The sequence below is a fragment of the Bradyrhizobium yuanmingense genome (genome assembly GCF_029167105.1).
In the GTDB taxonomy this organism is placed as follows: domain Bacteria; phylum Pseudomonadota; class Alphaproteobacteria; order Rhizobiales; family Xanthobacteraceae; genus Bradyrhizobium; species Bradyrhizobium yuanmingense_A.
This window is the reverse complement of sequence record NZ_JARFML010000003.1, coordinates 1-11622: the sequence shown is the minus strand read 5'-3', so window position 1 is coordinate 11622 and position 11622 is coordinate 1. Positions and strand designations below refer to the sequence as shown.

The following is an 11622-nucleotide window of genomic DNA, read 5'->3' as shown; positions in this document are numbered from 1 at the left end:
ACAAGGACACCTGAAGGAGTAAACAAGTTAAGCGGCACGTTCCCATTTCCGAGTTGACCAAAGTCAGGCCGGAGGCAGGCATTTGAATAGTCCGACGATCAGAGACATTGCGCGAGAAGCGAATGTCGGGACTGCAACCGTCGAGCGGGTTCTCAACGACCGCGGCGGCGTCAGGACCGAGCTAGCTGAAAGAGTCATCAAGGCCGCAAAGAAACTAAAATATGGCGATCGGCGATTGAGGCCTCACAGCGGCATCATTCGGATCGAGGTGCTTCTGGTTCAGCCGCAGGCCGAGATGTTCTATGCGGATCTCAACGCTACTTTCCAGCGAATTTCTGCCTCGCTGGACCCAACAATTTTGGTGCACCGAACGTTTGTTCGCGAGGATGATATCGCCGCCATTGCCCAACATATTGCAAAGCCCCCAATTCGCCGAGCCGGTCTCATCGTTCTGGCTCCAGACCATCCGAAAATTACAGAGAGCATCCGCCAAGTCCGCATGTCGGGCGTGGAAGTTGTGCAGTTGCTGACGGGAAGCGCCGGCGAGGATGTGCCCTATATCGGTATTGACAATTATGCGGCGGGAAGGACTGCCGCCTACTATATGTCTCACATGCTACAAGGGCGTAGCGGCACCTTCCTCGCCATGTGCCACAGCGGAGCCTACCGGGCACATAGGGAGCGAATAGGCGGTTTCTCCGACTATCTGACCCAGTACACGGATGACGGTCACCATTTCCGCCTTGTCATTTTTGGACACGACGACAATTTTCTCTCGGCAGAAAGGCTCACGCAAGCGTTGCGGGAGGACAATCGCGTTATCGGACTATATACTGTTGGCGCCGGGAGAGAGGGAATTGCGGCGGCTTTGAATGCGCATCCTGCCAAGGTATTTTGGATCGGCCACGCTCTCAGTCAGGGCACCGCAAAATGTCTCCGGTCGGGTTTGATGGATATCTGCATCGATGGTGCGCCAGAGACCCAGGCGCGCCGCTCGCTAGATACGGTGCTTCGCCGTCTCGGGCTAATCGATGTCGATGTGAGCAATGCTCCTGTTGAGTTTCTCACCATCACCGCACAGAATCTGTCGATCAGCATCTGATCGTTTCGAAGACGCGTTCCGCGCGCAAGAGGAAAGGCGGCCGTGCGGCCCGAAGGCTCGCTCGTCGTACACCCCAGCCCGGAGGACAATAAAGAGGCCGCTGCTGGTCTGGCCAACAGCGGCTAGGTGCAGGGAGGAAGCAGACGAGGCCGGTCTGCCAGCGGATCGTTGCGATCGCGCGATAGCTCCCGCGTCGCCGCCTCATAAGCGACCGGTTAATAGCTCACGCATAGCGATGCTGGCTCACGACCTCGATGCCCCTCATCACTCCACCGCAAAGTCTTGGTCTGACGGAGGTGCCGCAGATCGCCAGATACGTTTAACCTCGTCCCTTCGAATCCTTGGGTCATGGGTCTGTCGTCTGTTCGATGATGAATCGGGTGACATTGACAAAGTCCGACAGAGGCTGCCCGGCACGGCGGTAGACTTCCCGATCTAAAACCAGGCGACGACGGCCTGCGCGCTTCTCGCAGTGCTCCTTGATAAGCAAACCGCCCACCGGAGCTTCTCCTTCGAGAGGCTCCGCCTCTCGGCAACTCCACCCGGCCTCCCCATATCGAGCTTTCACTATGAGTGCCAACAGGTATGCTTTCTTACGCCAGAAGGGACGTGCGTTCGGATCCGTGTCGATCCGAATACCTTGCAAGGCGCCCCTATTGTTCACCATTCCCATCAGCAGCACGGGATGACCACCGAGCTTCGTACCCTGATACTTATCGCTCAGCGCCGCCAGTGGATTGAGGTCGTCATTGAAGCGAAACGAGAGATTGTGCAGACCCATTTGATCAGCGGGACACGCTTGGAAGTCGTTCCAGCCAGCCAGCTTGGCCCCTTCTTTGTCGGCGCACCTAAGCTTAATATACTCTTCAGGGGGAATGCTGGCGACCGACATCCCAAGACTGAGGTCGCGCAAATCGGCCGCCTCGTTCGCTTTAACGTCGCCGCTAGCGAATGACAGAAGCAACAGTGGCAGCAGCCAGATCGATGATGTTCGGGTCATCGCTTCTTTTCCGCCTCGATCGCCTGCGAGTTGATCGAGATGTTCTTGTAGACTTCGCAGGCCCTCGAGCTGTCCCCGTAGAAGTCAATGCAGTCTTGATAGCTTGTCGGCCCCTTGCCCTTGATATGCTTCAGAACATAGTCAACGACCTTTTCGATCTCCATCGGCCGGAGAAACGTAGCTGCACCCGGAGGCAGATCCTTGCCGATATCTTGAGCCGAGATGCCCGAATAGCACCGGTAGTCCTTGTAGGCCTCACGATCAAAATGCGGCATTCCCGTTCCTGGCCGCCCACAATGGACGACCTCGACGATTTCATCGCGGGTGAGCTGTGTTGCTCGCAACGAGAGCGCTGCGCCACCATAACCGCCGCCTCCGTCGCCGTGCCATTTGTGGCAGCCGACGCAGTTTGCCTTTTCGTAGATGCGCTGCCCTTCATCGAGCGCACGGTGCACTCCGTTGATAACGGGCCCCGGTACGGGTGTGCCACCTTCGCCCAGCGCCAATTCTGGTAGCGCGAGAAACGCCCAGCCACTTGCCATCAAGCCAATTACGGCAAGGCGCAGCGCGCCATTAGCCCTTTGATTCACGCGCACAACTGTCAATTCCATTCGTTCCTCGAACTATCGACGAAGTAGGGCGCGCTGGGCGCCCCACTTCGCCACAGGGCGGATCACAATGCGAAAACGTACAGCGTGGAGCCTGGGGGGACCTTCTCCAAGCCCTTTGTGGAATCGAGGTTCCACTTGTCCCAGGCGCCGCCCAGCCCCACGAGAATCGCGATGTATTGTTTGCCGTCGACCGAGAACGTCATGGGGGGCGCGTTGACGCCGCCGCCCGTGTTGAACTCCCACAGCTTGTTGAGAGTCTTGGCATCGAGAGCGTAGAGCTCTCCGGAGGGATGGCCAGCGAATATCAGCTCTGGTGTTGCAAGAAGCCCGCCCAGCATTGGATACTTGGTCTCATATTTGCCCGTGACATTACCTGTTGTCGCGTCGATAGCGGTCACGCTTCCTGTTATGGGCATCTTCACGACTGGACCACCTCCCGTGAAAAATTCACGAGCTTTCCAATCGCCAGGCTTGGTCTCCTTGTTATCTAACTCGTCACAGCTCTCGATGACCGGGATGTACCAGGTCTTCAAGTCCGGATGGTATGCGGTCGGCGGCCAGTTCTTGCCGCCGTTGTGTCCGGGACAAATGGTGACGTGCGTGTTTTTCCGGTTCAGCGTCGCCTGAGGATCGTAGGTCTGCACGCCTTTTTCGGGATCATACTCAATCGGCTTTCCCGTTTCAGGGTTGATGCCCTTGGTCCAGGTGACCTTCTTCACGAACGGGGTGGCCCAAAGGAATGAGCCGTCGGTGCGGTCGAGTGCATAAGCGAAGCCATTGCGGTCCGCTTCAAGTACGACCTGGCGCGTCTTTCCCTTGAACGGGAGGTCGACGAGAACTCTCTCCGCAACACTATCATAGTCAAATGGATCATTTGGTGTGTGCTGAAAGTGCCATCTGACCTTGCCAGTGTCTGGATCCAACGCAAGGGTACTATCGGTATAAAGGTTATCGCCTTGACGGTATTCGGAATCGAAATCCGGCCCGGGATTTCCGACGCCCCAGTAGATCAAGTGAGCTTGTGCATCATACGACCCGGTTACCCAAGTCGATCCCCCACCCGTCTTCCACGCCTCATGACCATCCTTCCAAGTTTCGTTCCCCGGTTCACCCTTTGCTGGAATCGTATAGGTACGCCACACCTCCTTTTGAGACTTCAGGTCGGTGGCAGCAATCCAACCTCGGATACCGTACTCGGCACCCGCTACACCGGTGATGGCCATGTTCTTGACGACTAAAGGGGCGCCAGTGATCACCTCGCCCTTGTCGGGATCGGCCACTCTACGCTCCCAGGCGACTTTGCCATCGTCCTTGTTCGTTACAACCAAACGCCCGTCAAGGGTATGGGAGATCACAAAATTGTCCCATAGCGCAGCGCCTCGATTGTTGACGCCGCAACAAGCAATCGCCCCGGCCCAGTCATGGTCGGTCTTCGGGTCCATTTTCCAGACCAGATTTCCGTTTCCGCCGTGCAGATCGATCTTGTAGACGGATCCCCATCCGTCGGTGACATACATGAATCCGTTTTCGACAATCGGAGTTCCTTCGAGACCGCCATGACTCCAGATGCCGCCACCTTCGATGCCACCCAGTGCCATTGTCCAGGCAACGCGCAGCCCCTTGACGGTATTGCGATTGATTTGGCTCAGCGGTGAGTAACGCTGTGCCGTATAGTCGCGGTGGTGATGCAGCCAGTTGCTCGTTTCCTGGGCCGCATTGAGAAGGCGCTTTTCGGTCGTCTTGTCGGCAGCCGCCGCCGCACTGCCGAGGCCTCCTCCCATCAGGCCAATCCCCACGATCGTGCTGACGATCTCCCATACTCCAGCGCGCGCCCTGCTAACCTTGGACATCCCTTCACTCCTCTAGTGGCCAACTATTTTTGATGACTGTGCTCGAGCTCAATCGCCGCTCTGCACGATAGTGACGTATAGTCGCTAGACGCGGATCTGATCGCCTGCCGGAAGCGAACGAATGCGTTTGCCCGTCGCGGCGAAGATCGCGTTGCAGAGCGCCGGCAGAAACGGCGGCACTCCCGGCTCCCCGACCCCGCCCGGGGGGACGTCAGAACCATTCGGAACGATATGAACACGTACATTTATCGGTGCATTGTCGATGCGTGCGACCGGATAGCTATCGAAATTACTCTGCTCGGCACGCCCCTTGGCGAAGGAGATCTCGCCGATGAAATTGCTGAGCCCCATGACTGCTGCACCCTCGATCTGGGACCGGATCCGCTCGGGGTTGACGGCAAAACCGCAGTCGATCGCAGTCTCCACGCGTGGGATGATAAGCTTTCCTCGGCCATCCACGCTAACTTCGACAACGGTCGCCACGTACGAGAGGAAGCTGCGGTGCACCGCAATTCCAAGCCCGCTGCCCTTAGGGAGCGGGCTTCCCCAGTTCGCACGCGAAGCCGCCAAGTTCACCACGTTCGCGAGACGTCCCGTATCGATGGGGTAGGTCGAATACGGATCGCCATAATTCCAAAGCGGATCCGTCACCCCGAGTTTCTCTAGCTCAAGCCTTCGTGGGGGTCCGATGATCTCGAGGAGGAAGTCTTTGGGATCTTTCCTCAGGGCTCGCGCGATCTCTGCAATGAAAGATTGCACGGCAAACGCATGAGGTATGTTGTTGACTGACCGAAACCAACCGATCCGGGTCAGTGCTGCCGCTTCACCGGTCTCGACACGCACATTCGGGATGTCCAACGCGACATCTGCAAGCCCTAACCCGAGTTCAACAGCCTGCTCGCGCTTTGGATCAGGCTTGAAATTTGCAAACAAGGTTGGCGCGACAGAACGGTGCCGCCACGCAATCACGTTTCCCGATGAGTCAACGCCTGCGTCCAAACGCGAATAGGTGACAGTATGATAGAAGCTATGATGGAGGTCGTCCTCTCGCGTCCAGGCCACCTTAACCGGCGCGCCATCGAGTGCCTTCGCGAGCAGTACGGCTTCCTGCGCGAAGTCTGATTGGCACTTCCTGCCAAAGCCCCCACCAAGAAGAGTGACATTCACCTTGACCCTTTCAATCGGAAAATCGAGCAGCTTGGCGAGTGCTTCGCGCGCGCCAAACGGGGATTGCAACGGTGCCCAGACTTCGCACTCACCATTGCGAATGATCGCTGTCGCAACCAGTGGTTCCATCGATGCTTGAGCCAAGTGTGGCACGTAATATTCGGCCGATAGAATTTTTGACGCTGCGGCGAACGCCCGGTCGAAATCTCCTTGATTGCGCTCGACGCGCCCCGGCCTGTTCGCAACTTCCGCCATCTGCAGTCTGTATGCGGCGGAATCATAGCCGCTATTTTCGCCGGCCTCCCAATCGAGCTTCAGGGCCTCTCGACCCTTTATGGCCGCCCACGTGTTGGTGGCCACCACAGCGATCCCACCAAGAGGTGAGAATGCGGCGGGCGGCTCCCAACTAACCTTAAGCTCAAGCACCTTTTCGACGCCTGGAATCTTGAGCGCGTCGGTTGCATCGAAGGATTTTATCCTCCCACCAACAACGGGAGGGCGAGCAATCACGGCGTATTTCATGCCGGGCAACCGAACATCATATCCATACTGTGCCCTGCCGATGGTGATGTCGAACAAGTCATAGATTTGAACGTTGCCGTACCCGATATATCGGAAAGCGTCGTCGGATTTGAACTTCAGGGAGTCCATTGGCGGGGTCGCCAAGTCCATCGCTGCGCTTGCGAGTTCGCCGTAACCAAGCTTGCGGCCGGTCCGTCGATGTATCACCTCGTGATTTGTGGCTTGAACCTCCGACAAGTAAACTCCCCATCTTTCTGCCGCTGCATGCTCGAGCATCTGACGCATCGCCGCGCCGACCTGTCTCATCGGCTGGAAGAAGTGACGCATGCTACGAGACCCGTCGGTGTCTTGATTGCCGTAGCGCGGCTCGTCGGCAAGCGCCTGGACTATACGAACCCTCGACCAGTCAGCCTCTAATTCATCTGCCACTACCATCGGAAGTGACGTTCGAATTCCCGTACCCATCTCGGAACGATGGGCCGTAATCGAAACAATTCCCGACGAATCAATCGAGACGAAGACATGCGGGTCGGTGACAACCCCGTGCGGCATCTGGGCGGCGCCGGTTTCGTAAGCGAGACTCGGCTCAAGGCTCGAGATCTCGACGGCGAGAGCGAAGGCAGCCAATCCAGCCGTCGAGCGAAGAAATTGACGGCGGCTAACGTTCTCGATTTTGACGCAAGGAGCGGATGAGGTTCGCAGCGCATTCATGGTCATCGCTAGACCCCTCTCGAGGCTGCGCGCACCCCAGACAGGATGCGCTGGTAGCAACCACAGCGGCAGATATTTCCCGCCATTGCATCGCTGATTTGCTGATCGGAAGGATTCTTGATCTCAGCGAGGAGTGCGGCCGCCTGCATGATCTGTCCTGCCTGGCAATAGCCGCATTGCGGGACGCGCTCCTCTCGCCATGCCCTCTGAACGGGGTGATTGCCCTCGGCATCCAATCCTTCGATTGTGGTAACCGGTTTCGTAACGTCACCGACGGCCGTGATGCATGACCGGACTGCGACGCCACCCACGTGCACCGTGCAGGCGCCGCACTGAGCAATTCCGCAGCCATATTTGGTGCCGGTGAGCCCGATCAGATCGCGAAGCACCCATAGCAGCGGCGTATCCGAGGGCACGTCGACAGTGTATGATCTCGTGTTTATCGTAAGCTCAACACTCATCGCTAGACCTCCTCCAGATCTTGTGATGGGTGGTTTGCAGGCCCATCAAGCGACATTGTGGGCGACAGGTCACGGCGAGCGCACAGCGCCTCCCCGGCTCCAAGACCTGCCGTCTCGCAGCTATTCGCAGCAGTCAATTGGGTGAATAGGGAGCAAGGCTCCTCGCTGGAACATCGATCTGCCCCGCACGGCATTCCGCGTCTGTCGCTGCCCTCCCCATTCCTTGTTTTTAGTCGTCTCGCTGCCGAAGATCGAAAGCGCCAGCTTGGTGATACAGAAGCAGCGGCCTACAATCGCGTTCCGCGCTGATCAAAATCCATCAAAGCAATTGAAGAGGCCGGCGGACAAAGACATCAGACGCGAGGGAGGCGCTTGGCGGGTGGTCTTTAAGCCGGCGAGAGCTCCAGTAAGCCAAGCGTGAGGATCGGCATCATTGATCCCGGGTGGAGGGGACCAAGGCGCGAAGCCCGGCAACCTCCTTCATCGGAACCTGTAAACCCCGGTCGTGGAGACGATTGCTATCGGCCGGATCTTGCGCTCAGCAGGGGTGCACGGCAACAACCGCCCGTCTTCGGAGTCGCTGGTCAGACCGCCTCATCGGACTAGGCGATAAACAACGGCTTTGCTGACCTTAACGCTGGCCGAAGATCTTTGCAGATTGTCGGACGTCGGAAAGCCTTCTTGCCAGCATGAGCGGACGACTGCGTTCGTTGTGGCGCTCGCCTACCTCGCGCCTCGATGGCAAACCGCTGATCGATGCCTTTGACGCTGCCGATCGCATCGGCGCATTGGCGAGGGCGAGTAAGACCGAGATCGAAACGTCATACTGCGCATGCGCCACTCCCGCAAATTTTCGCGCAACTGTGCTGCGAATTTTCCCAGCCGCAGATTCGTAGATGATCTACGCTGCGAAGCAAGTTTCAGAGTGTTGGTGACAGCCGCTTGAGCTGGGCGGCTGCTCTAGCTCGAAAAAGGCGCTCGCCGCCGACCGGCGACCATGATTCATTGCCCCTCAGACGCGATTCGAAGATGGTGCGTGCGCGCCGGCGACAATCGAACAGGGGAGCTGTTTAGCTACGTTGATCTGGAGGCGCGGGCGCGGCGTGGTCATCCGCTGCGAGCGATCCGGACCATCGTGAACGAAGCGCCGGCGGTGCTGGAGCGCCAGTTTGCTGCGCTCTATTCGCCGATTGGGAGGCCGTCGATCCCACCTGAGAAGCTGCGGGTATCGCTGTTGCCGGCGTTTCATTCGATCCGGTCCGCGCGGCTTCTGATGGAGCGGTTGAGATATGACCCGTTGTTTCGCTGGTTTGCGGAATTGGCATCGACGACACCCGCGTCCGACCATTCGGTGTTCTCGAGGAACCGCGACCGGCTGCTGGATGGCGACATCGCGGCGAAGTTATGGGCGGCGGTGCGGGCACTGCCAAGGTGAAGAACTTCTGTCGAGCGATCACTTCTCAAACGATGGCGCGCTGATCGAGCGCCTGGACCTTGATGAAGGCCGTTAAGCCCAAGGACGGCTCGGGGCGAGCCGCCGGCGCAAGGCGGCGGGCGCAATGAGAGGCGGACTTCCACGGCAGAACCGCTCGAACGACACCCCTGCTTCGACTACCGATCCTGATGCCAGGCTCGACCGCAAGGGTAAAGGCAACGAGAGGAGGCTGGGCTTCATCGGTCATGGGCTGATGGAGAACCGCCACAGCCTGTTGGTCGACGCCTGCCTGACGCAGGCCGATGGTCCTGCCGAGCGATTGGCCGCGCTGCACATGGTCGAGCCCTATGCCGGCCGGCCGACAGCGATCACACTTGGCGCCGACAAAGCTATGACGCAGAAGATTTGTCAACGAGCTGCTCTCGATGAATGTGACGCCATATGTTGCGCAGAACGCGAGCCACCGCAGCGCTGCGATTGACGGGCGAACGACGCGGCACGGCCGGCCATGCCGTCAGCCAGCGCATCCGCAAGCACATCGAGGAGGCATTTGGCTGGATCAAAACGATCGCCGGGCACGAGAGGACCGGGTGCCGTGGTCGTGAGCGCGTCGGATGGGCCTTTACCGCCTACAATCTGGTGTGATTGCCCAAACTGATCGCAGAGACCGGCTGATGGCCAAGGGGTGCTCGGGTTCGCCAGGGCCATTGTCGGCCGCTGGCGCATCCTCGTGATGGACAACAGGGACAGCGACTTCCTCGATCTTGTCGAAGAGGCGCATCTCACCTTCGAAGGCAAGTCCGATGGCGAAATCGCCTTGGGCCCTGAAGGGCTTTCTCGAAATCCACGACGGCGCGAGAGACGGTTCGGCCTGTGCGGAGTTCTCATGGGAAAAGCACGACGAGAATGCCCCCGCCTGCATTCGCGGATGGGCTATGATCGTCACTGCCGGTCGGCTCACCGGCTAGCTCTACATCCACAGGGGTGGCCACGATTCAGCCTTCGTCTGCGAACGCGGCTGAGTTATTCAACAGCCTGCTAGTCTTACTGCGTCACAAATTTCGATAGCCACTTTGACTTGAGATTGCCCTGATGCAACAAGGGCATCGAGATAGTGTGACGACGAGAGCCGCGCTCAATCTTCGTCGGACGGTCGCAATCGAATTCGGAACGTGCCGTTCAGGCCGCAATGGCGGATCCCCTCGGCCGATAGCTTTCGGGAATGGCAATTTCCTTGAAGAGCTTGGTGGAGGCTGTTTCTGAGGGGGAAATCGTCTCTCGCTCGGAGACCAGGAACCCGTAGGCGGCAATGCACAATGTTGCGTGGTGGTGGAAGCCACGCCAGCTTCGCCCCTCGAAGTGACCAAGGCCAACCTCCTGTTTGAGTTCGTGGTAGTCGCGCTCGATGCGCCAGCGCAGCTTGGCAATATCGACGAGCTGACGAAATCCAATGTTGGCCGCAAGCGTTGAAAACCAATATTTGGTTGGTGCTGCTTCGCCCTCTGGCCACTCGATCAGAAGCCATTCCTCGGGCCGGCTTTCGGCGAGCCAGTAATCTCGATGCGCCGGACGGACGCGCACACGGGCAAAACGCGAACACAACGGTTCTGCCGTACCCTCACGCCACGTGATCTTGTGCCAAGCATGCGCTGGCAGACCGATCGCAAGCTTCTTGACCGAAATCGGTCGGTGTTTGCTATCACGCCGTAGCAGTTTTGGAGGTCGTCCGTTCCCCGACCATTTCTTCGGTGGCCGCGGTCCAGTTCCGGGCGCCCATACCGAGGTTTGTGGCAAGATGCCGGCCACATAGCTCAGGCCCAATTCGGTAATACTCTCACGCAGAGCGGTGTCGGTGCCGTAGCCGGCGTCCATCAGGACCACGCCGCGCGGCAAGCCCTCCGCACAGGCCCAGCGCAAATGATCAAGTGCAATTGCCGGCTTGGTCTTGAAGGTGATCTTCTGGGGAACTCCGACTTTGCGCCGACGTGTACGGTCCGTCACCCACTCCTTTGGGAGATAGAGCCGATAGGCCACCGGCAAGCTCGCATGATGGTTCGCAAACGAAAGAGATACGGCCACCTGACAATTGTCTTGCTTGCCCAACTGGCCGCAATATTGCCGCGCAACGCCGACCGAATGCCGCCCCTTCTTGGGAAAGCCCGTATCATCAATGATCCACGCTTCGATCGGCCCGCAGCGTTCGATGCCCGGCAGCACTAACTCACGGACCTTGGCCAACACCTGCTGATCCGACCAGTCACCTTGACCGACAAAATGCAACAACGACTGATGCTGCGCCGCTGTCCGCTCAGGAGCCGTGATCGCCGCCATCGGCTCGACGCTCTTGTGATCGCAAGGCATCAACAGACCGATGCAATAATCGCGAAGCGGTTTGGCTCGGCCCACGTGCCCGATCACGCTCGCAAGGCCCTCAAAATATGCCGAAAACCGCGACGCTACGTCCCGCGATTTTGTCAGACCCATCTCAGCCTCCCCACGCTGAAAAGTGAGTCTTCTCAAATATATGATTCCTGTCGACAAAGGCCGCGACACTCTGACTCAGTAAGACTAGACGATCGATTCCAAGAAGCCTGCGCTGGAACTGATTGAGTGTTGGCGGATTCCTCGGTTGCGGTTGGCGCAACGAGGAGCGGTTTCATGGCAGGATGGCGGCAAGCGGTCGAATTGGCGATGACCGACGATGAGATTGAAGCGCTGGCGGCTCTTTCGCGGTCGAGAACCGAACCATCGAGCCGGGTCTCG

Annotated in this window: 7 protein-coding genes and 2 pseudogenes; 3 read left to right on the top strand and 6 right to left on the bottom strand. The window is 58.5% G+C overall.

Going from position 1 to position 11622, the window contains the following annotated elements:
- Positions 1 to 82: 82 nt before the first annotated feature.
- Positions 83 to 1102 (top strand): LacI family DNA-binding transcriptional regulator, encoded by a 1020-nt coding sequence (locus tag P0R31_RS04975; protein WP_157287410.1) that lies wholly within the window; start codon positions 83 to 85, stop codon positions 1100 to 1102.
- A gap of 346 nt (positions 1103 to 1448) precedes the next feature.
- On the opposite strand, the gene P0R31_RS04970 is transcribed toward P0R31_RS04975, so the two are convergent.
- The 5 genes from P0R31_RS04970 to P0R31_RS04950 form a co-directional block, all read right to left on the bottom strand.
- Entirely contained in the window at positions 1449 to 2102 is a 654-nt protein-coding gene (locus P0R31_RS04970; protein WP_275513095.1) for a hypothetical protein, read from the bottom strand.
- On the bottom strand, positions 2099 to 2713 hold the full coding sequence (locus P0R31_RS04965; RefSeq protein ID WP_275513094.1) for a c-type cytochrome: 615 nt from the start codon (positions 2711 to 2713) through the stop codon (positions 2099 to 2101). The genes P0R31_RS04970 and P0R31_RS04965 overlap by 4 nt, the downstream gene beginning before the upstream one ends.
- Before the next feature lie 62 nt (positions 2714 to 2775).
- Positions 2776 to 4563 carry a PQQ-dependent dehydrogenase, methanol/ethanol family gene (locus P0R31_RS04960; RefSeq protein WP_343299297.1) on the bottom strand — a complete coding sequence of 596 codons (1788 nt, stop codon included), beginning with the start codon at positions 4561 to 4563 and terminating at the stop codon, positions 2776 to 2778.
- An 84-nt stretch (positions 4564 to 4647) separates the two neighbouring features.
- Positions 4648 to 6969: a xanthine dehydrogenase family protein molybdopterin-binding subunit gene (locus P0R31_RS04955; protein ID WP_275513093.1), complete on the bottom strand. Its 2322-nt coding sequence runs from the start codon at positions 6967 to 6969 to the stop codon at positions 4648 to 4650.
- Between the two features lie 2 nt (positions 6970 to 6971).
- Entirely contained in the window at positions 6972 to 7424 is a 453-nt protein-coding gene (locus tag P0R31_RS04950; RefSeq protein WP_275513092.1) for a (2Fe-2S)-binding protein, read from the bottom strand.
- Positions 7425 to 8460: 1036 nt separating this feature from the next.
- On the opposite strand from P0R31_RS04950, the pseudogene P0R31_RS04945 reads away from it, so the two are divergent.
- Both P0R31_RS04945 and P0R31_RS04940 read left to right on the top strand, forming a co-directional pair.
- Positions 8461 to 9504 (top strand): annotated as a pseudogene (locus P0R31_RS04945) (IS5 family transposase).
- Between the two features lie 88 nt (positions 9505 to 9592).
- Positions 9593 to 9827: pseudogene (locus P0R31_RS04940) on the top strand (hypothetical protein).
- 211 nt (positions 9828 to 10038) lie between these two features.
- Here the strand turns inward: P0R31_RS04940 and P0R31_RS04935 are convergent.
- A complete protein-coding gene (locus tag P0R31_RS04935) occupies positions 10039 to 11343 on the bottom strand; it encodes an IS701 family transposase (RefSeq protein ID WP_275513091.1) in 1305 nt (434 codons plus the stop codon).
- Positions 11344 to 11622 lie beyond the last annotated feature (279 nt).

Bases quoted from the DNA above. Each gene is read 5' to 3' on its own strand.
- P0R31_RS04960 (WP_343299297.1), bottom strand. From the start codon at position 4,563: ATGTCCAAGGTTAGCAGGGCGCGCGCTGGAGTATGGGAGATCGTCAGC.
- P0R31_RS04950 (WP_275513092.1), bottom strand. From the start codon at position 7,424: ATGAGTGTTGAGCTTACGATAAACACGAGATCATACACTGTCGACGTG.
- P0R31_RS04970 (WP_275513095.1), bottom strand. From the start codon at position 2,102: ATGACCCGAACATCATCGATCTGGCTGCTGCCACTGTTGCTTCTGTCA.
- P0R31_RS04955 (WP_275513093.1), bottom strand. From the start codon at position 6,969: ATGACCATGAATGCGCTGCGAACCTCATCCGCTCCTTGCGTCAAAATC.
- P0R31_RS04935 (WP_275513091.1), bottom strand. From the start codon at position 11,343: ATGGGTCTGACAAAATCGCGGGACGTAGCGTCGCGGTTTTCGGCATAT.
- P0R31_RS04965 (WP_275513094.1), bottom strand. From the start codon at position 2,713: ATGGAATTGACAGTTGTGCGCGTGAATCAAAGGGCTAATGGCGCGCTG.